We start from the raw sequence: 19,047 nt of genomic DNA, 5'->3' as shown, positions 1-19,047 counted from the left end.
ACCAAACCTGTGCGTAATGCCTCATTTCCATACCCCAAGGGTTTCATTGATTCGGAATTGGTTATGGATCAACCAGAAGAACCATCAGTAAATGGCAATCATGCCCATAGCATTGACACAACTTTTACCCAACAAGTACAAAAGCTACATCAGCTGACTGTATACGGTAGATGGTTTTTTGTTGGCTGTTTATGGCTCACAATTGCACCTTTTTCCTTGTGGAATTTCCGGGGAGAACTTGCTCTGTTACAACAATATTTTACCTGGGTGGCAGTCAGATATGGACTGTTCTATCATCCACTGTCTACCCTGGGTTTAGCTATTTGTATCGGTACTACCGTTTCTACTTTAGTTTGGCAAAGCCGAAATATTCTGCTGGGATTACCGCAACGGGAACAACAACGTTTAGAAAAACAAGTTTTGAGAATCAGACAGCAGGGCCAAACTCATCCTCTGTGGAAGTGGATTTGTGATTAAATCATCACAATTAAACTTGGAAATCGTTGCATATAGATATACGTATTCAACACTTTCCAGCACAATATGACGAAATATTACTGCCAAATTGGGGTGTACACGATGAACTATCCTCAAATTCAATTTAGCGAACATCGCCAGTGTGAAATAGACCTTGACAAACTCCAAGAACTATTTAATCTTGCCGCTTTTTGGGCAAAAGGGCGTAGTATCGAGGATTTAGGTATAGCGATCGCCAATAGTGATCCAGTGATTAGTATTTGGGATGGAGCGCGACTGATTGGTTTTGCCAGAGCAACTTCTGATGGTATCTATCGCGCTACGATCTGGGATGTGGTGATTCACCCAGAGTATCGCGGTACGGGTTTGGGGCGAAAGTTAGTCGAAACCGTTTTAAGTCATCCCCGCATCAGGGGAGTTGAGCGGGTATACTTAATGACTACTCATCAGCAGGAGTTTTATGAAAAAATTGGTTTCCAGTGCAATGTCACCACGACAATGGTCTTAAATAACCAATCTGACATTGAAACCCTTCCTGTTAATGAAGTCCAGCTTCAGGAATTACTGGGGGGATAGACACTTGCAACCGAGTCAATTCCTCAGTTATTTCCTCAGTCATTGGATATGGCACAATTTCCAACTTTCCTCCCATCACTTCTAGTAAAGTCTGGTTGACTAATAGATTCATTCCTGGCGAAAAAGTCGTGTAATCTTCATCAATCTGAGAACTCTGAATTCCTGATTTCATCAGATCAATGGACTCACTTGCAGTTAAAGCATGGGTAGGCACATCCAGCCAAATGTAAAGCGGATTATTTGGATTACTTTTCGGTAAAAAACTACAGGAAAGACAGATACTGCCGAACTGCATTTGAGCAATGGCAGTGTCTACTAAATTTACTAATATTTGGCGTAGCCATCGGTAATCTGCCAAAACATAAATTTCTGGATCTGGAAGCACAACTCGTAAAGGAAAATTACGATTTGCTGCCAGCATATAAGTTAAATTATTCACTTCCTGCAAAACTGTAGCCAGACAGTGGGGTTGAATATCTAATTTATTAGTCCCGTGTTCTGTTCTGGCGATGTTGAGAATTTCATCAATCAGATGTAGCAGTTTCAGCGCTCTCTCGTGACCTTGAGTAATAAATTCGCGCTCTTCTTCGGGATTTTCACACAAATCCTCCAAAATTAACTGATGCAAGCCAATTAAACCATTCAGAGGCGATCGCAATTCATGGGTAGTTCGCGCCAAAAATCCCGCTTTAAACAGGCTCATTTCTTGCGCCATTTGGTACGCTAGCTGCGTTTGTTTGACCTGTTGCAGAAGTTGTGCAACTTGCGGTTGCTCTCCTGATTTGACTGGAGATAAGCTAGAGGAACTTTTTAATGACTGAGTAAATAATCCCCGCACACCCAACCCTAGTATTAGTCCTACTCCTAAATATATGAAGTTGCTCCAATTCATAATTTGGCAATTATTAAGTTATTAATTCACCACAATGGCGAAAGGTAAATTTACGGATTTAGTAGTGAATTAGTTTGACTCATGATGAAAATCTATAATAGAAAAATAATATTATAACTATAGATATTTTCTAATCTGGTGAGCAATCTAAAAACTTAATTTAACTGTACCCTGGCGCAAGATTTGCCAGTTATTTCCCGTCCATTTGCTCACAGTAGAAGGCACACCAATTCCAGAAAATTCACCATTAAATTTTGTCGCTTCCAGAGTCAGAACTTCTGGGAACTGTTCAGCAATTTCAGCTAACCTTTCTAAGGGTTGTTGACCAGAAAAATTGGCGCTAGTGGTGGCAAGGGGACCTGTTTGTGCCAAAATATTTTGCGCGATCGCACTCTGAGGAACTCGGATACCAATTGTCTGCGGATCAGTCGGATTCATCTGTTTTGGCACTTTATAGCTGGCTGGTAATACCAATGTCAACGCTCCCGGCCAATGTCTATTTGCTACCTCTTGCCAAATTTTTAACTCATTTTCAGTACCTTGAACATAAGGCCATAAATCCTCTGCACTAGCCCCCATCAAAATCAGAGGTTTATCTTGGCTGCGCTGTTTGGCCTCAAAAATTAATGGTGCTTTTTCTGGTAGAGCTGCGAGTGCGGGGACGGTATCTGTAGGAAAACTGACTAATAAACCATCACGTGCGCCGGCGATCAAATCACCTAAAGAAACTTGAGTCATGTGTAAAGGTTATTTCATATAAGCTACTGCAAAGCGTTCAATTCCAGCTAAATCAGCATGAATTTGAATATTACAGTAGCTACCTTGTTTTTGTAAAAGTGTCCGCACAGTATCCGCCTGTCCAGCCATCATTTCAATCAGCCACACACCACCAGGGCGCAAATAGCCGGGAGAGATTTCTATTAACTGGCGAATACAATCCAAGCCATCAATACCACCATCTAGTGCTAGATGTGGTTCATGGTTCACTACTTCTGGTTGCAGAGTAGCCACGGTACTAGTGGGAATATAAGGTGGGTTAGACACCATACCACTGAACTGACCTTTGAGGGCTGTTAGCGGCTCCCACCAAGAACCTTGGTAAAATTTAATTTGGTTGTCAAGTTCCAAATTACGAGCATTGGCTTGAGCAATTTTTAAAGCTTCTAGGCTGTAATCAACTGCATGAATTGTCGCTTTTGGTAAAGCATCTGCTAAACCCAAGGCGATCGCACCGCTACCAGTACCCAAATCAGCCCAGTGTCCTGAATTGAGGAATGGGGCTGCGCCACTGTCAGTAGCAGCAGCCACAGCGAGATCAATTAAATACTCAGTTTCCGGTCTGGGAATCAAAACTGCACTTGACACGGCAATTTTAAATTGTCGCCAAGGCGTAACTCCCGCGATGTACTGCACCGGTAAGCGTTCATTTAATCGCCTTTGCCACAACTGGTTTAAATCCTCTAAAGGTAACGCCATCTGAATTTGAGGCCACTCTTTAAAAGATTCTAAACGCAGTGCCAAACGGTCTAACCCAGCTACTTCTAGAAGTAACCAATCTATCTCAGCCGGTGAAATATCATAGGCGATCGCTTCGCCAATCGCACTATTACGCCACCGCCAAAGCTGTAAACCGGAAACTACCTGTAGCTGTTTTTCTGCCATTGCTTAACGTTGCTGAGGTCTCGCTGGTGGAGTTTTGGGGGCGTTCTCTGTAGGCAAAGTCTTGATATATTCTCTAGATTCTTGGGATGGGACTAAAACAACTTGGTTTAGCCAAGGATCATTTTTATCCTGTAAGGTTTTAATCACCCCATCTATATCTATTACCTGAATATCCGCTTTGGGAAACTGTCCCTTGATTTTGGTTAACAAGCCTTGTGCATCTTGCTTACTTAAAAACAAAGGAATTAATTGTTCATTGTCAGCTGTCAGTTGAATTGGCACATAACCCTGATCTGGTGAAAATCTCACAGCAAACACAGGCACACTAGTAAACTGATTTACCTGTTGACCACTTTGACGCAGTAATTCCATTGCCCCCTTGATTTCCTGTTCTACAGGTTTAAAGGCAAATAACAGGCGTTCTGACTGGTTTTTAGTTTGTTGCAATTGCTGATAAATAACACCCAGAGGCACTGCTGTTACTTGTAGGCTTTTCACCATTTGTTGCGTTTTCGGGTCTTTGCCTTGGACACCCTGCAAGTCCTTAATAAAACTTTGAGCTTCCTGCCGACTCATATAAACACCTGTTACCGAACCACCAGGTTTTTCAGCATTTGGTAAGGGACGACTCAATGGTAAACCTTGTTCATTAGTAACTAGATATACAGGAACTGAATCTAACTTTTCTTTTATTTGCTGTTCTGACAAAGCCAGAACTGGGAAACTCCCCACAAAAACCGATCCTAGTAAAGTACTTCCCACTAGGCCTAATGTTGCGCCCCAGCGAACTAATGCTTTCATCATGGCTCCTCGCATCAATAATTAAATTCAGACAAACAAATGGTTGGATTAGCACCACACTAACTAGTTTTAGTTATATAGCAATACCTTGAAAATGTGAAAAATTTGTTTTTGCGATTCAATGTTAACAATCAATTCTCAAAAGCGCTGTTTTTCCACCCTGGAGAATTTATCTGGTAGTGCGATCGCCTTGTGTTTTTCTTTATTTCGCCTTGTTATTCACTGCACAATGGTGTTAATGCTTGTTTAGTTTGCTCTTGATCAGCAAAAACTTCCCCGGAGAGTTGAGATGCTTAATTTCATTTTATTGGCTTTCTTAAATCTAGATGACGACATTACAGAATTAATCGTTCCACCGGCCGCTACTGTAATATCGGCTCACATCTATCCAAAATCATATTTCCTCAGTCAATTACTGTTTCGCATAAAATTTATCTAATACATTTCCATCTGAAGACCCATAGAAACAACACCACAGACGGCTGCTTCTCCCCTTACCAAGGAACCACCGTGTACACACAAATGATCAAAAAGATTACTTCAAACCCTTTTTTGTCGTGTGTGTTGTCCCGTAGCGCAACGCACGATCCTAAATTCTCGGTGCGTTAGTACTTTAGTCCATAACGCACCCTACTGGTGTGGCAAGCTTAAAATAGTGCATTAGGGAAAAGCTGGAAATATTGATTCATCTCAATTTTCTCAAAAATCTATTGCAACATTTTAGCCTTGCCACGCCACTACTAGATTTTCCAAGACCTTAATATTTCGGATACAGCAGTTCCCGGTATTATAAGGTACAGATATTAATGATAAAACTCTTGTGGTGCGGGCATCTTGCCCGCTATGTGTACCTCATAGCAGAAGGAAGTGCTGTAATAGTTGGAAAACAAGCTATATCTCACCACTGATTTAAAGTAGTAAATACAGTAAAGGGCGGGAGTGCAAAAATGCCACTTACAAATTTAAATCGGGATGACAGGATTTGAACCTGCGACATCCTGCTCCCAAAGCAGGCGCGCTACCAAGCTGCGCTACATCCCGGATAGATTAATCTCACTACTGCTGATTGGTTTTTAAATTTACCGAACAGCAACGGAAATTAAATCATAGCCTAACTGGTAAAACTTTTGGGAAAAGTCCCAAATAACTGATTTACCACGGCAACAATACTACTATAGCAGGTTTAACATAGATTGGCTAACCAATTTTATCTTTTGTCTAGGCAAAATCAATTGCTTGACAACAAACACTTTGGTTGTGCGGCTGAATCGGCTTGATCAAACAGATAATCCCTTGCCTATCAGCTGGCTCCCAAAACACAACAATATGGATACTTTACCCAAAATAGCCGATTTTTTATGCCAATCTGCTGTATTTGTGCTGAAAATTAGTGCGGATACCAAAACATACCTTTAATGCCTTCCGGGTCTGACATGAAACCCATACCCCGGTAAAAATCTAGAACATGAGGATCAGCAAAGAGAGTCACATTGCTAATTTCTTCACTTCTAAGTTTTTTGAGTACGTATTTCATCAGCGCCTTACCCAGTCCTTTACCTTGAAAGTCCGGGTGAACTACCACATCCCAAATAGTGGCATTAAACGCATGATCTGAGGTAGCGCGAGCGAAACCGATCAGCCGTCTTTGGTTTCCTCGTACTTGCCACATAGAGGCTACGAGAAAACTATGCTCAATGGCTTTTTTGACTTTTCTTAAAGGACGACGTGACCAACCAACTGCATCACAAAGTTCCTCTAGTTCATACAGATCAATATCTCGCTCCGTACTAAAAACGATGCGAGTCTCCTTCCCAGAAGCTTCGCTAGAGCTATTAGGGCTAGATTCGCCCGCAACAGACCCTGTACGTTCTTCAAAAGAGGTTGTTTTACTTGTCGCTACAGACTCAGGGCTATTAAACCAAGTTTTCCAAAAACCCATGCCAACGTGGTTCGGGTAGTATAACTAAATTGGTTTCCACTTTCAAAGGAGTGTTGATTCACGTTTTAGCAAGCTGAAACCTTAAATACCCTGATCACTTAAATTTCTTTAGATGTTTCCAGGATTTTTTATGGCAACTGCTTTTTATGGCGTGTTTCACACCAATCATTTTCAAGTTTAGCATTTTGTTGTGGAGCCTAGTAGAAATTTCCCAAAAAGCCCAGAAGATGAGGTGAATTGTATGGGATTGGGAATTAGGGATGGAAGATTGGGTAATAATTAGTCGCAAGCCCCTATCTTTAAGATATGAGAAAGAAAAAATTGTGTGCCGCACGCTACGCGTCTCCACACCAGACATAATTATCTCAGTCCAAGAATTTGATTGATTTTTTGGGGTTTCCTAGTCCCCAATTCCCTGGTGATGAAAGCAAGCGAGTCCTACACCCAACGATGGCTTCTGGTTTAAAATCTTCGACACTGGAACTTCTAAAGCGCTTTAACCGAGCCTTTCCCCAGTTTTATGAGCAATTTGTGAGTAGTGAGATTCAACTACAAAATTTGCGGCTAGCCTACCGTCTTTATCAAACAAAGCGCGCCGTTATTGAATTAAAGTCCGAAAGTAGCAAAAGCGCCCTGCATTTTGCTTACCGCAACCAGTCTTTTCTGCTCAGTGATATTTTTGGTGTCCTAGCAGCTTATGGGCTAACCATTCATGGTTTAAGTCTATATGGTCAAATCCGACCACCGATGCTGGTTTTTATCAAACTTCTGGTATCTCGTGGGAGTAAAGCCCTAACTGAGAAAACCGCAGAAAATGTCTGCCGCGCCATTCGTGAGGCTCTAGGTGGGCGGTTTGAGGTAGAAGAAATGCTGGCTGTAGAATTTAATCTCGATACTGGACTAGAACAAGTACAGACAGAGTTTTATGTTGATCCAGTATTTCATCTCCCAGCCCTGGTGATTGAAGCTGACAATCAACCGGGATTATTTTACAAAGTCATGCACACCATTTGGCAGGAAGACTTATTAGTGGTCAATGCCAATTTGCTGGTTTGGCGCGGACGCACGCGGCTCATCCTCTATTTGTTGGGGCCGAATGAAAGCCTGATTCCTGAATATTTGGGACACAAAATTGCTGAGGGGGTGAGGTTGAGGTTGTTGGATAGGTAAATCTACAATCAGAAATTCATTGATTTGCTCCATTGAGTATTTAGTCGTACCCGTTCTTAAGGGTACGATATGAAGTATGGCAACCATTGAAATATTGGGCGTTCCACACGCTTACGAGCTAACGGCTCCTACTTCCTGTCCCCATGCTTTAGTATTTATCCACGGTTGGCTAAATAGCCGTGGGTATTGGGAACCTGTAATTTCCCGCTTGTCAGTTGATTTGCAATGCCTGTCTTATGATTTGCGCGGTTTTGGTGAGTCTAAATCCCAGCCAGAAGCAGATTTTATTCAGGATCAAACGAATATCAGCTTGACTTCTCACTCAATTGATGAGTTTAGTTTGCCTTTTGATTCTGTTTATACACCAGCTGTTTATGCTCAGGATTTAGCTGCCCTTTTAGAACAGATGAATATTACTAGTGCTTGGCTGATTGGGCATTCCTTGGGAGGCACAATCGCACTTTGGGCAGCTGCTCAAATTCCGGAATGTGTGAAAGGTGTTATATGTATCAACGCAGGTGGTGGTATTTATCTCAAAGAAGCTTTTGAGCAGTTTCGTTCAGCAGGTCAAAGATTTTTGCAAGTCCGACCGCGCTGGCTATGTCAACTACCTTTGATTGATTTGTTGTTTACCAGAGCCAGTGTAGCTCGTCCCTTAGATCGTCATTGGGCGCGTCAGCGAGTGATTGATTTTGTGATGGCTGACCCAGAAGCTGCGTTAGGAGCATTACTAGACTCTACAACTGAGGAAGAAATCAACCGTTTACCTCAGCTAGTGTCTCAATTGCAGCAGCCAGTTTATTTTTTGGCTGGGACTGATGACAAGGTGATGGAACCCAAGTATGTTCGCCATTTAGCTAGTTTTCATCGGCTTTTTCAATATAGTGGCGACAATGTAATTGAAATTCCTGATTGTGGTCATTTGGCAATGTTAGAACAGCCAGATGCAGTTGCTGGTCACATTCGGTCAATAGTCAATGGTTAGATGTTATTTTTAATATTTATTAATATTTATTAATAATCAGCATCCCTCCCCGCAAGCGAAGAGGGGAAACTTGTTCGATATCCAGCTTTTTTGCCTGTGTCCTAGTTGAAAATTAATACAATTTCATTACCTGGCTGAGTGGCAGCCTAGACTCAACGCCTAAAGTCAAGGGTGATGTATGACCAAGTGATAGGTGATGAGAGGCGGCGCAGGCAATCATAGCGGCGTTATCAGTACAGTATTTCAGGGGTGGAAAGAGGACGCGCAGGTTATGCTCGGCGGCGGTTGTCTGTAAGATTTTTCTCAGGCTGCTGTTAGCTGCTACCCCTCCACCAATGGCAATGGTGTTGAGATCATAATCGAGGGCGCAGGCGATCGCTCTTTTAGTCAGCGATCGCGCTACAGTTTCCTGAAAGCTAGCTGCTAAATCAGCCACTGGCACTTGTTCTTGATCTTTCTCTAATTGCTGCACTAGACGCAGTACCGCCGTCTTTAACCCACTAAAACTGCTGTCATAGCGATGATATCCCCCACCTGGTAAAGAAACTTTCCCTTCTGGCAAAGTAAAGGCGCGGGCATTCCCCGTTTGTGCTAATTGATCAATCACCGGTCCACCGGGATAACCCAGTTTCAACAATCGCGCTACTTTATCAAAGGCTTCCCCGGCAGCATCATCACGAGTTTCACCCAGAGTTTCGTAAACGCCACAATCCTTTACATAAATCAAGCTTGTATGTCCACCAGAAACGAGTAAGCTAAGAAATGGGGGATTTAAAGTTGATTCACTCAAATAAGTCGCGTAAATATGACCTTCGAGATGATGCACTCCCAAAAATGGCTTGTTGTGTAACATGGCTAAAGTTTTAGCCGCAGTTAACCCTACTAACAGCGCTCCTACGAGTCCAGGGGCGCAGGTTGCCGCAATACCATCAATTTGCTGCCAGTTCAGTTGGGCTTGCTCCATTGCTTGAGCGATCGCCTCATTGATGGTTTCTAGATGTTGACGGGATGCCACCTCTGGCACTACCCCGCCATATTGACTATGAACGGCAATTTGGGAAGCGACGATACTGCTATAAACTTCACGATTGTTCACAATTGCGACGGCAGTTTCATCGCAGCTGGTTTCTATTGCTAAAACAGTTGCCATTATCAGGTGGTGTTAAGTAACGATTTGTTTGAGAAGCTTTAACTTTTATTTACTTCAACTTTACTCGGTTCCCGCCCAAGAGTATGATTACTAGCTAGTTATGCAAATAAAGAACTGTACAAGCCGCTTCGTTTTGTACAAGAAACTTTTTGTTTTGTAATAAAAGGAAACAACTCTATGAGACGATTGTTTGCTTTGATTTTAGCGATTTGTCTTTGGTCCAACTTTGCCCCCCCTGCCCAAGCGCTTGGGGCTAACCTGGTACCTTGTAAAGACTCTCCCGCCTTTCAAGAGCTAGCAAAAAATGCCCGTAACACCACCGCCGACCCCCAATCAGGGCAAAAGCGGTTTGAGCGTTATTCACAGGCACTGTGTGGTCCCGAAGGTTACCCTCACTTAATTGTTGATGGTCGCCTTGATCGGGCTGGTGACTTTTTGATTCCCAGCATTCTATTTTTGTATATTGCTGGCTGGATTGGCTGGGTAGGCCGTGCTTACCTGCAAGCCATTAAAAAGTTATCAGATACCGAAGCCAAAGAAATCCAAATCGATCTTGGTTTGGCACTACCGATTATCGCCACAGGCTTTGCTTGGCCTCTAGCAGCGATCAAAGAACTCCTTTCAGGCGAATTAACTGCGAAAGATTCAGAAATCACTGTTTCTCCGCGTTAATTTTTCCTAACTCAATTCATTTGTTTTGGAGACTAAATTCATGGCAGATAAAAGCGATCAATCGTCCTATTTGATCACATTTCTTTCTACGGCTCCAGTGGCAGCTACTATCTGGCTAACCATTACAGCAGGGATTTTAATTGAATTTAACCGCTTTTTCCCTGACTTACTTTTCCACCCACTACCATAAGTGGAAAATGGAATTTCATGCTGAATATTGTGTCATGGGATTACTGAGTCTAATTAGGCGAAAGTATCACTCAAATTAGCAGGAAACATTGGTGATGAAACTCGTAATGCTGTAAATAGCTTGCGAGTTTCATACTTTAATAAAAGCAGGTAAATTAATTTTTCTAAACTTCTTAGCCAAAAAACATCTTTAGCTACAATTATTATTAATAATATAAAAATGCCACAATTCTAATTTAGAGGCGAACACAAAATATGGCGCAAGCAGTAAATTCAGCGAAAAATTCCCCCAGCGATCCCAGAAATCGTGAGGTTGTGTCTCCAGCAGGACGTGATCCTCAGCAAGGAAATCTAGAAACCCCGATTAACTCCTCTCCCTTAGTTAAGTGGTTCATTAATAACTTGCCCGCCTATCGTCAAGGTCTTAATCCTTCTAGACGTGGGTTAGAAGTTGGCATGGCTCATGGTTACTTACTATTTGGACCTTTCGCTAAATTAGGTCCTCTACGTAATGCAACTAATGCTAATTTAGCTGGATTACTTGCAGCTATTGGCTTGGTGGTGATTCTCACTGCCTGTCTATCCCTGTATGCCAATAGCAATCCTGAGAAAGCACTTGCCAGTGTAACTGTCCCCAACCCACCAGTAGATGCTTTTAACTCCAAAGAAAGCTGGAATAATTTTGCCAGTTCTTTTTTAATTGGTGGGATTGGCGGTGCAGTCGTCGCTTATTTCTTGACTAGCAATTTGGGACTCATTCAAGGTCTAGTTGGTTAATTTAATTTTTTGATAATTAGGCATTGGGCATTGGTAATAGCTGATTGTGAGTTATGTTTCAGTATTACCCATGCCTGATGTCCTATTTTTTTATTCCCTGGACACAAAGGAAAAGCTGCGCTCTTCTTCTGTGTCCTTTTTACTTTGGTGTAAAAATGCTTAGTATCAAAGAGTTTCAACTATCCAAATAAAGTTGCTTCTATGGCTTTGAGGGCATTTTCTAAATCGTCATTAACGATTTGAACATCAAATTCGTCTGCGGCTTGGATTTCTTCTTGGGCGCGGCGTAGGCGACGAGCGATCGCTTCTTCAGAATCTTGGGCGCGACCACGGATGCGGCTCTCCAATTCATTCAGGGAAGGCGGTAAAATAAAAATGCTGAGAGCGCTAGGGAAGGAAGCGCGGATTTGTCTTGCCCCTTCTAGTTCAATTTCCAGCACCACTAATTTGCCAGAGCGGACTTGGTTAAGCACAGCTTCACGGGGAGTACCGTAATAATTACCAGCAAATTCTGCCCACTCCAAGAATTCACCTTCGGCAACTAATTGTTCAAACTTACTGCGGCTAATAAAGTAATAATTTTCGCCGTTAATTTCTCCTGGACGAGGAGAACGAGTCGTCACGGATACAGAATAGTAAAGTTCCGGATGACGTTTTAACAGCTCTTGCATTAAAGTGCCTTTACCAACCCCACTGGGGCCAGTTAAAACAATTAGCCTGCCTGGAGAGGGGCTTTCTTTGGTGGGAGCATCACTCTGGATAGGTAAAACTTGCATCATCCGTTCAAACTGTGAATTAATTATTAGACATTATTCATGAGTCATTAGCTGTGTTTTCGTTATCAGATAAACTTTTGACGAACGAACTTGTAGCACGGGTGACAGAAAACTTGTCTAATTCACATGGTACTGCCGATGTGGTGCAAATAGGGGTAGGGTTATCGACCTATATTAAATCAGTTCTCTACAGTATGATGATCACGAGAAATCACAAACCGATTCGCTACCGTTTCCGGTTGAATGGCGGAAAGAATTACGTGGCTGGAATCAGTGATAATTACAGCCCTTGTTCGCCGTCCGTAAGTTGCATCCACTAATTGACCTCTATCCCGTGCATCGGTAATGATCCGTTTAATCGGGGCAGACTCTGGACTAACGATGGCAACTACTCGGTTGGCAGACACGATGTTACCAAAACCAATGTTAATTAATTGTATTTCCATAAAAAAACTGACACCAAATATGGTGTTACAAGCTTGTAAGGTAATTATTCCATGTTATAGCCAAAAAACGGGAGTTACAACGCTTTACGTTTAGCAAGCTTGAGTTTTTAAATGACAAATGGTTGTTTTAGCTGGTAAATAGCTGGATACAATGAAAATCTGCCCCAGGATGTATGCGGAACTGTAAAAATACAATCTAATTAACTGCGTAAATTTATTTGAAGTTAAATTTAAATTAAAACTGAGCGTAGTGGGAATTTTCCTCAGTCTAAAGACTGTAATCAGCAAATATTGTTTCTTTGACCCATACATTACCCAATTACTCTTGACAAGAGTATCACAACAGTGTAATGGTGTAAATTAAAGCAGCTACAGAGATCAAAACAAGTGTCATGCTAGGGTTTTCGTGTCATGAGTCGCACTTCCAGGTCTTGCGGGTTTTGATACGGTAATCGTTCCGAAATGAACCTTTCCGATTTGTCTGAAATTTCAGGTTTAAATCTAGATTGATCTTCTGATACTGCCTCACAAACTTCATTGAGGCAATTATGGACAACCAAAAAGGTGGTTCAATCGTTTCGCGTGTAGCTATTTTTTGGGATTGGCAAAATATTCGAGCCAGAAACTGAGAGAACTAGCTAATGAATTCTATTTCTTCAGCGATTTAGAAATCTACAGTTTGCGGCTGAATCAGGGCATTAAAGACTACCATTCTATACCCAAAATAGTCAAGAGACAAAAAAGAAATGCACGAATTGTTAAATTTTCACAACGAAAAGCTTTTGCTGCAAGCGTTGACTCACCGTTCTTATGTCAACGAACATCCTGGTGAAAAGCATAATGAGCGCTTGGAGTTTTTAGGCGATGCCTTACTCACCTTTATCAGTGGAGAGTATCTTTATACTCGCTATCCAGATATGGCAGAAGATCAAATGACTCGCCGCAGATCGGCATTAGTGGACGAAAAGCAACTGGCTAAATTTGCAACTGAAGTAGGTTTAGATTTTAAAATGCGCTTGGGAAGAGGAGCAATTCACGATGGAGGATTTCAAAGTCCTAATTTATTAAGTAGCGCCTTTGAATCTGTTGTGGGAGCGTATTATTTAGATCGCGATCGCAACATTGAAAAAATTCGCCCAATTCTTGAAGAGTTATTTAACTCTGTCCCGGAAGCGATTATGGAAATCCGTTCTAATGTCGATTCAAAAAATCGATTGCAAGAGTGGGTACAGGCAAATTGTGGAGCTGTACTACCCAAGTACGTCACCGAACGCATCGGAGGCGAGGATCATGCTCCAGAATATCTGGCTCAGGTTTTTGTTGGTGATCAGCTTTACGGAGCCGGAAAAGCTCGTGGTAAGAAGGAGGCTGAAAAACAAGCTGCGGAAAATGCCTTATCTAATCTCAAAAAACAGGGTTTAATTTAGTTCTTGTTTTGGTGTCTTGGTGGTTAAGAGAATTATTTTTTCACCACCAAGATATAAATAAGACTCAATTTTTAGTTGTCTTTTTCAGTTCTTGCCATCTTTGTTGCAGTTGATTCAAGTTAGGTGAATGATCTCCATAACGCCAACCGACATAAGCTTGGCAAATTTCATCTATTACCTGAGCCGTTGCTGGGGGGTGATGCTGATGTGATCCCCTGGCATACTCTAGGGGTGTCTGTGCTGGATGTTTACCCAAGCCTTTTTCAGCTACCCATTGCAGCATTTGCTGATACAGATTTTCCATCGGGGGTAATTTTTTTAACCAACGACGCTTAAGCCACTGTTGCCACTGTCCCCAACCCAGCCAACCCAAAAATGCTGTTGATGTTGCCAAGATTAAGCCAGTTAATACACCTAGCCAACCTTGGAAAAATAAAGCCAAAAACCAAGCTATCGCTCTAACTAACCAGCCAAATATTATCCCAAATAGAGTGTTTAAAAACCCTGTGACTGGGCTTGGTAACCAGCTAGCTACCCATTGCCAAAACTGCCGCAGCACACTAAAAGTTTGAATATCCTCAGTGGAAGGAGGAATCAAAGGATGATTGGGAATGGGATCAAAAGCAAACCAGCCATATCTAGGGAAATAGACTTCTGTCATCGCGTAAGCGTCTGTGTTACGGACAACGTACATCCCTGTAAATGGATTAAACTCTCCTGCACTAAAACCAGCTACCAATCTGGCCGGGATGCCAATAGAACGCAGCATCACAGTGAGAACTGTGGAAAAATGGTCGGGATAGCCGCCTTTGTTTTTGAACAAAAATGCTTCTACCAAGTCTTCGTCTTCGTTCAAAAAGGGCAGTCCTAAAGGATTTTCGGGAATAGAGTAGTTTTGTTTGAGGTACTGCGCTAGGTAGAGAGACTTTTCATAAGGTGAATCTAGGATTTTGGCAGAATTGGCTATGCGTTCTTGATTGTAATTAGCCAGGATTTCTTCAGTCCGTTGCCGAACTTTTTCAGTGATTTCCGTTGGAGTTTGTAAATAATAATTTTTAATTCCAGGGGGATATTTAGTAGAAGCCTGTCCTAATAAAGTGCGATCGCGGTATGGTACTTGCGAAACCACAGTGTAGGTCATTCCTTCTGATAATCCTACAGGCGATCGCAAACCATTTTCTTGATCAACAGCAATAATCGGCGCGGGATAATAGACTTCTTTGGGATGAGCCATAGCCGGAATCAAGTTAGGCAATTCTGACACCACTGTGTAAGTTTGCACTATTTCTCGACTGCGACCTATAAATATTGGTAAAGGCAGACGAATTTGGTAAGACCAAGGCGCTCGCCTGTGGGTAGTAACTTCCTCATTGCGAGAAATCTCCCATCCTTGCCCCGTGTAGCGGTCAAACGCCAGCACTCGCCAAAATCCTTCAATCTGCGATCGCACCCGCATGACTACCTTCGGTGTCATCTCTCCCCGCAGGTTCTGGTTCATCTGGCTATTAAAACCGTAATAAAAGTTATTATCCAGTTGACCGTTTTGGTCTTCGCCATCGCCACGACCACTACCTTGATTACTGCCCCTACCTTCACGGACATAACCAGGATTAATAATTGTCTGACCTGTAAAATCATCCGGAGCATTGATCGGGGTGCTGACAGGAAAACTCCGCAGTTGATAGCCAGGAAATCGCGGTAAAACTGCAAAAATTGCCAGACCCAGCCCGACAATTATCAAGAAATTGAAAGTTAAGAATTTAAAATTTAGAATTGCAGAATTTTGCTGACCAAACTTTTTATTTTTTATTTTTAATTGCTGAATACCGAGATGAGAGCGATAGTTTAAGACTAAAGTCGGCAATGCGATCGCGAGAAATAATAGCAGCATTGGGGCAAAAGCCAAAGTTTGGCTGAGTGTTGCTGCCACACCCAATAAAATCAAACCTATAACGATGCAATAGCCCAAGCTTTTGCGCCGGGGCATATCAAAGCTGTGGAGTATTTGCAGTTGAATCAATAACTCTGCCAAAGCCACCCGCGTATCGTTCAGTTCTCCCAGCAACCGCCCAAAAAAGGCAACTAGTGTAATTAACATTCCGATGGCGATGCAGAACTTAACTGGAATATTGGCACTGCGGCGACGGTAGTAACTCCAGCTCGTACCAACTATACTTAACGGCACAGCCCACAGACTGAATTGAGTCTCAGCCGCAATATCAGTTGCCACAACTCCCACGATTACCAACGCTAGCACTAGTACCCGTAAAGAAATTGCATCTTCCACTTCCCTTGAAGCTGATCCCCCGACATTTTGTCGCCAGTAACGACCTATAGGTAGAAGCCAAACCTGATTGATCCTAGATAACTTAAACATTGAGAATATAAACAAAGGGATGTTGTAGATGCCATAGACACAATCTTTGGAAGTAAACTCATACCAATTTGAAAAAAAAATCGACAGATACAATCATTTGGTCACCCAGATTGAGTCTGACTTTTTTAATTAGAAATTACAAATTGGTATAACTATTTTGCTTGCTCCTCTGTGATTTTTCACACGAGTGCTTCTAAAAAAAACATCAACTCCCCGAAGGCGAGCTATGTCCGTTTTAGGATCTGATAATTGTGTCATTTTCGCTGCGGTTTTCAAATTTCAAAGAAAAACTCATAACCGCTTGTGAATAAAGTAGAAACCCTAATGACCGATTGTTACTCAAGGATAAGATTCAAACCATGATCACCATCTGATCTATCGGTGTAAATCAACCTCAAAAGATCACGGTGGTCATTTCCACTAAATCGTGGGACTAATCACAAACAGCAAAGGCTGTTGGTCTAGTTCTGGAAAATCAACTTCCAGAGTATAAACGGGAATTGGTTGATTACAGTATAATTCTACACTCAAATTTCCCGGAGTTGCAGACTTTGCTACTGCTTGGTTGCCATTTCCTTGTAATTTCAAAATACCTGGAGCGGGTAACTCACAATTAACCCTCAACTGCGTCAGCTGATCTTGAGACTGGTATTCAACCCTCAAAGTCAGAGTGCCAGCGCTGGTGAGCCATTGTCTTTCTACCACAGGATTGGCTGAAGACACTGGTAAAGTCAAATTATCTAGCAGTTGTTTAGCAGCTAGTAATGACAATGCCATCTGCTGACGTGGTTGTAAATCTGAGTAATCATCCTGAATTTCAGCCATTGTATCCAGAGTATTCACAGACCGATAAGTGCTTCTCAGCACCAATCCAGCTAAATCATTGATTGTCTGTGACTCATTGGGGAAAAAGCTCTCAACTACCTGAACTAGTTTTGCCCCTAGAGGTAGCGAAGATGTGATCAACCCTTGACATTTGGCCAATAACTCTTGGAAAACTTTCTCTGGTAAAGGGATAGGCAGATTCAGCTTGGACTGCTGTGCTATCCATCCCCAGTTAGGACTTAAAGCCAGCGATCGCTGTTCCAAAAATTCTGGATACTCTACTATTTGAGACTCCCAAGGAAATAAAGGAGGCTGGTTTTCGACTTCGATTTGTAACCGACGTTTGAGGACGGCTTGGAAACGTTCTTGCACAGTAGGAATTTCTCCCAATTGAAAGGTTTGGGGCATTCCTCCCAATTATGGCTCACCGCCTGTAAAGGCCGCTACCTCCTTGAGAGGGTCGTATACCCCGTCAATTACCTCACACTCTACCAATTGAGGCTCGTTGGTGTTAGCTTTATTTGCCAACAACCAATCGAGTAAATCGGTTTGTAAGGATTCTGAGTCACTATTCATGAGTAGATGCACTTGATCCGGACACTAGGGAGTTACGAATTTCCCATGCTTGTTCCAGAATTTTAAACCACCGTTTTTGCAGTTGCGCTGTGGATAACCCTAAAGTTTTGGCAATTTTTTCATCTGGCTGTCCTTCTTGTTTCAATTCTAGTAACGAGCGCTGCTTGTCGTCCAATTGCGTTGTATAATCTTGCCATTGCTGCGGAGTTAAACCCAAATTAGTGTGCAGTGAGGCTTCCAACCACTCGTGAACTAATTCCCAACGGTGTAACAAGGCAAACCGAATCAGATGATATTTAAAGCGTTGCTGTAAGTAGTCGCGCTGACGGGGAGTCAAACCCAAAATTGACTCAATTTCCTGAGTTGATAAATCCTGAAGACGGAGAGAGAAATAATCAGCACAATCAGATTGTTGCCGTTGTGCGAGATAATCCATTAATTCTGTAACCACAACCGAACGCAGAGTATCTTCTTCTGGTTCCGGTTCGGGTTGCATGGCCATTGCTGAACGCAATTGCTGTACTGCTGGTTCTTCCCAAGAACCGTCATTGTCATTGGAACTACCTTCTGCGGCTTGTTCGATATCTACGCTGGTTTCCTGGGGTTGCTGTTGCGAAAAAGTTTGCGCCCGCAGGATAATTAGCTGCTGTTGTCGCCCTGGTAAGGGAATGCGCCGCTTACCATAGCGCTCAGTAAATGCCATGTACTCTGCCAATTCCAGGAGAGTTTGAGGACGATAAGTAGGACCCATTTGGTTTTCCCGCCGGAAAGCATTTAAGGCTTCCAGATAAAAACCCTGGAGGAAATCTTCAATAATTGTCAATCGTCCTTGATAGCTTAACTGCCTTTGAGGAGGATTAATATAGCGATAAATAATTGCACTCAGAGTACTGTGTAACTCAACCCTACCCCGACTTGAACCCAACTGATAATATCTGAAACACTGTTGCAGCCGATGTCTGGCTAGGGAAATAGCCGAGCTTTGGATATCACCGGAAGCTTGAATACGTTTACTCTCTTGACAAATCCGGTAGACTTCGGTGGTAATTCTGGAGGCGACATCATGGCAATTCTGCTTTGAAGCTTTAGTTGATTCCTGAAGCTCTTTGTATAGGAGTTGAAATGTTCCCTCAACGCCGATAGAATTGTCTCCCTGAACGGTTGGGGTGGGAACTGTTGTGGTTGGAATTGTTGCGGTTGCGGTTGAATTCATAGTCTCGGTTTTCAAAAGACCCTAAAATACTTAAGTAAAACCTGTGACGACAGTGGGTGTTGGCTGGCTGTTTAAATTTGCGTATAAGCTAAACGCAGGCTAGTCCAGTGATTCGGA

The 19,047-nt window shown here is 42.5% G+C and carries 19 protein-coding genes, 1 tRNA gene and 1 pseudogene; 9 read left to right on the top strand and 12 right to left on the bottom strand.

The features are described from left to right. Positions 1-63: 63 nt before the first annotated feature. A complete protein-coding gene (locus AACX33_RS07795) occupies positions 64-477 on the top strand; it encodes a hypothetical protein (RefSeq protein WP_193997693.1) in 414 nt (137 codons plus the stop codon). A 102-nt stretch (positions 478-579) separates the two neighbouring features. After that, a complete protein-coding gene (locus tag AACX33_RS07790) occupies positions 580-1,053 on the top strand; it encodes a GNAT family N-acetyltransferase (RefSeq protein ID WP_193997694.1) in 474 nt (157 codons plus the stop codon). Here AACX33_RS07790 and AACX33_RS07785 read toward each other — a convergent pair. The 4 genes from AACX33_RS07785 to AACX33_RS07770 all read right to left on the bottom strand — a co-directional run bounded on the left by AACX33_RS07785 (position 1,016) and on the right by AACX33_RS07770 (position 4,408). Beyond that, a complete protein-coding gene (locus tag AACX33_RS07785; protein WP_193997695.1) occupies positions 1,016-1,945 on the bottom strand; it encodes a sensor histidine kinase in 930 nt (309 codons plus the stop codon). The two genes, AACX33_RS07790 and AACX33_RS07785, sit on opposite strands and share 38 nt — an antisense overlap. Before the next feature lie 147 nt (positions 1,946-2,092). Beyond that, positions 2,093-2,683 (bottom strand): L-threonylcarbamoyladenylate synthase, encoded by a 591-nt coding sequence (locus tag AACX33_RS07780; protein WP_193997696.1) that lies wholly within the window; start codon positions 2,681-2,683, stop codon positions 2,093-2,095. Positions 2,684-2,692: 9 nt separating this feature from the next. After that, the gene (gene prmC / locus AACX33_RS07775) at positions 2,693-3,607 is read right to left on the bottom strand and encodes a peptide chain release factor N(5)-glutamine methyltransferase (protein ID WP_193997697.1); all 915 of its coding nucleotides are present in this window, start codon (positions 3,605-3,607) and stop codon (positions 2,693-2,695) included. A gap of 3 nt (positions 3,608-3,610) precedes the next feature. Beyond that, positions 3,611-4,408, bottom strand: coding sequence for a Tic22 family protein (locus AACX33_RS07770; RefSeq protein WP_193998021.1), 798 nt, complete (start codon positions 4,406-4,408; stop codon positions 3,611-3,613). A gap of 121 nt (positions 4,409-4,529) precedes the next feature. Between AACX33_RS07770 and AACX33_RS07765 the strand changes: the two genes are divergently transcribed. Next, positions 4,530-4,658 (top strand): hypothetical protein, encoded by a 129-nt coding sequence (locus AACX33_RS07765; protein ID WP_265338609.1) that lies wholly within the window; start codon positions 4,530-4,532, stop codon positions 4,656-4,658. Positions 4,659-5,375: 717 nt separating this feature from the next. Here AACX33_RS07765 and AACX33_RS07760 read toward each other — a convergent pair. Both AACX33_RS07760 and AACX33_RS07755 read right to left on the bottom strand, forming a co-directional pair. Continuing rightward, a tRNA-Pro gene (locus tag AACX33_RS07760) sits at positions 5,376-5,449 on the bottom strand. Positions 5,450-5,795: 346 nt separating this feature from the next. Further along, a complete protein-coding gene (locus AACX33_RS07755; RefSeq protein ID WP_193997698.1) occupies positions 5,796-6,347 on the bottom strand; it encodes a GNAT family N-acetyltransferase in 552 nt (183 codons plus the stop codon). A gap of 450 nt (positions 6,348-6,797) precedes the next feature. Here AACX33_RS07755 and AACX33_RS07750 point away from each other — a divergent pair, with 450 nt between their 5' ends. After that, entirely contained in the window at positions 6,798-7,517 is a 720-nt protein-coding gene (locus AACX33_RS07750; RefSeq protein WP_193998022.1) for a hypothetical protein, read from the top strand. A 76-nt stretch (positions 7,518-7,593) separates the two neighbouring features. Continuing rightward, positions 7,594-8,502 carry an alpha/beta fold hydrolase gene (locus tag AACX33_RS07745; RefSeq protein WP_193997699.1) on the top strand — a complete coding sequence of 303 codons (909 nt, stop codon included), beginning with the start codon at positions 7,594-7,596 and terminating at the stop codon, positions 8,500-8,502. A gap of 112 nt (positions 8,503-8,614) precedes the next feature. Here AACX33_RS07745 and tsaD read toward each other — a convergent pair whose 3' ends face one another. Beyond that, entirely contained in the window at positions 8,615-9,652 is a 1,038-nt protein-coding gene (gene tsaD / locus AACX33_RS07740) for a tRNA (adenosine(37)-N6)-threonylcarbamoyltransferase complex transferase subunit TsaD (protein WP_193997700.1), read from the bottom strand. 177 nt (positions 9,653-9,829) lie between these two features. Between tsaD and AACX33_RS07735 the strand changes: the two genes are divergently transcribed. The 3 genes from AACX33_RS07735 to AACX33_RS07725 all read left to right on the top strand — a co-directional run bounded on the left by AACX33_RS07735 (position 9,830) and on the right by AACX33_RS07725 (position 11,290). Further along, on the top strand, positions 9,830-10,324 hold the full coding sequence (locus AACX33_RS07735; protein WP_193997701.1) for a Photosystem I reaction center subunit III: 495 nt from the start codon (positions 9,830-9,832) through the stop codon (positions 10,322-10,324). A 40-nt stretch (positions 10,325-10,364) separates the two neighbouring features. Beyond that, a complete protein-coding gene (psaJ, locus tag AACX33_RS07730; protein WP_089092352.1) occupies positions 10,365-10,514 on the top strand; it encodes a photosystem I reaction center subunit IX in 150 nt (49 codons plus the stop codon). A gap of 254 nt (positions 10,515-10,768) precedes the next feature. Beyond that, positions 10,769-11,290: a photosystem I reaction center protein subunit XI gene (locus AACX33_RS07725; RefSeq protein WP_193997702.1), complete on the top strand. Its 522-nt coding sequence runs from the start codon at positions 10,769-10,771 to the stop codon at positions 11,288-11,290. Between the two features lie 179 nt (positions 11,291-11,469). Here the strand turns inward: AACX33_RS07725 and gmk are convergent, their stop codons facing one another. Together gmk and remA are read right to left on the bottom strand one after the other, a co-directional pair. After that, positions 11,470-12,069 (bottom strand): guanylate kinase, encoded by a 600-nt coding sequence (gene gmk, locus AACX33_RS07720; RefSeq protein ID WP_193997703.1) that lies wholly within the window; start codon positions 12,067-12,069, stop codon positions 11,470-11,472. Between the two features lie 176 nt (positions 12,070-12,245). Further along, complete coding sequence (gene remA / locus AACX33_RS07715) at positions 12,246-12,512, bottom strand: extracellular matrix/biofilm regulator RemA (RefSeq protein WP_193997704.1); 267 nt, start codon at positions 12,510-12,512, stop codon at positions 12,246-12,248. Positions 12,513-13,258: 746 nt separating this feature from the next. On the opposite strand from remA, the gene rnc reads away from it, so the two are divergent. After that, complete coding sequence (gene rnc / locus AACX33_RS07710; RefSeq protein ID WP_193997705.1) at positions 13,259-13,939, top strand: ribonuclease III; 681 nt, start codon at positions 13,259-13,261, stop codon at positions 13,937-13,939. 64 nt (positions 13,940-14,003) lie between these two features. Here the strand turns inward: rnc and AACX33_RS07705 are convergent, their stop codons facing one another. From AACX33_RS07705 to hetZ, 3 genes and pseudogenes are all read right to left on the bottom strand, one after another. After that, positions 14,004-16,316 (bottom strand): transglutaminase TgpA family protein, encoded by a 2,313-nt coding sequence (locus tag AACX33_RS07705; protein WP_193997706.1) that lies wholly within the window; start codon positions 16,314-16,316, stop codon positions 14,004-14,006. Between the two features lie 420 nt (positions 16,317-16,736). Then, positions 16,737-17,717 (bottom strand): annotated as a pseudogene (locus tag AACX33_RS07700) (PatU). Beyond that, positions 17,710-18,930, bottom strand: a complete 1,221-nt coding sequence (gene hetZ, locus AACX33_RS07695; protein WP_193997707.1) for a heterocyst differentiation protein HetZ — start codon at positions 18,928-18,930, stop codon at positions 17,710-17,712. Before hetZ ends, AACX33_RS07700 begins: the two are co-directional and overlap by 8 nt. Positions 18,931-19,047 lie beyond the last annotated feature (117 nt).

It is taken from the genome of Nodularia sp. LEGE 04288 (assembly GCF_963896525.1).
In the GTDB taxonomy this organism is placed as follows: Bacteria; Cyanobacteriota; Cyanobacteriia; order Cyanobacteriales; family Nostocaceae; genus Nodularia.
Note: the sequence above shows the minus strand (reverse complement) of the source record. Positions and strands in the feature narration are given on the sequence as shown.

Bases quoted from the DNA above. Each gene is read 5' to 3' on its own strand.
- AACX33_RS07725 (WP_193997702.1), top strand. From the start codon at position 10,769: ATGGCGCAAGCAGTAAATTCAGCGAAAAATTCCCCCAGCGATCCCAGA.
- AACX33_RS07750 (WP_193998022.1), top strand. From the start codon at position 6,798: ATGGCTTCTGGTTTAAAATCTTCGACACTGGAACTTCTAAAGCGCTTT.
- AACX33_RS07755 (WP_193997698.1), bottom strand. From the start codon at position 6,347: ATGGGTTTTTGGAAAACTTGGTTTAATAGCCCTGAGTCTGTAGCGACA.
- AACX33_RS07790 (WP_193997694.1), top strand. From the start codon at position 580: ATGAACTATCCTCAAATTCAATTTAGCGAACATCGCCAGTGTGAAATA.
- AACX33_RS07770 (WP_193998021.1), bottom strand. From the start codon at position 4,408: ATGAAAGCATTAGTTCGCTGGGGCGCAACATTAGGCCTAGTGGGAAGT.
- rnc (WP_193997705.1), top strand. From the start codon at position 13,259: ATGCACGAATTGTTAAATTTTCACAACGAAAAGCTTTTGCTGCAAGCG.
- remA (WP_193997704.1), bottom strand. From the start codon at position 12,512: ATGGAAATACAATTAATTAACATTGGTTTTGGTAACATCGTGTCTGCC.
- AACX33_RS07785 (WP_193997695.1), bottom strand. From the start codon at position 1,945: ATGAATTGGAGCAACTTCATATATTTAGGAGTAGGACTAATACTAGGG.
- AACX33_RS07795 (WP_193997693.1), top strand. From the start codon at position 64: ATGGATCAACCAGAAGAACCATCAGTAAATGGCAATCATGCCCATAGC.
- tsaD (WP_193997700.1), bottom strand. From the start codon at position 9,652: ATGGCAACTGTTTTAGCAATAGAAACCAGCTGCGATGAAACTGCCGTC.
- psaJ (WP_089092352.1), top strand. From the start codon at position 10,365: ATGGCAGATAAAAGCGATCAATCGTCCTATTTGATCACATTTCTTTCT.
- AACX33_RS07735 (WP_193997701.1), top strand. From the start codon at position 9,830: ATGAGACGATTGTTTGCTTTGATTTTAGCGATTTGTCTTTGGTCCAAC.
- AACX33_RS07765 (WP_265338609.1), top strand. From the start codon at position 4,530: ATGTTAACAATCAATTCTCAAAAGCGCTGTTTTTCCACCCTGGAGAAT.
- prmC (WP_193997697.1), bottom strand. From the start codon at position 3,607: ATGGCAGAAAAACAGCTACAGGTAGTTTCCGGTTTACAGCTTTGGCGG.
- gmk (WP_193997703.1), bottom strand. From the start codon at position 12,069: ATGATGCAAGTTTTACCTATCCAGAGTGATGCTCCCACCAAAGAAAGC.
- AACX33_RS07745 (WP_193997699.1), top strand. From the start codon at position 7,594: ATGGCAACCATTGAAATATTGGGCGTTCCACACGCTTACGAGCTAACG.
- hetZ (WP_193997707.1), bottom strand. From the start codon at position 18,930: ATGAATTCAACCGCAACCGCAACAATTCCAACCACAACAGTTCCCACC.
- AACX33_RS07705 (WP_193997706.1), bottom strand. From the start codon at position 16,316: ATGTTTAAGTTATCTAGGATCAATCAGGTTTGGCTTCTACCTATAGGT.
- AACX33_RS07780 (WP_193997696.1), bottom strand. From the start codon at position 2,683: ATGACTCAAGTTTCTTTAGGTGATTTGATCGCCGGCGCACGTGATGGT.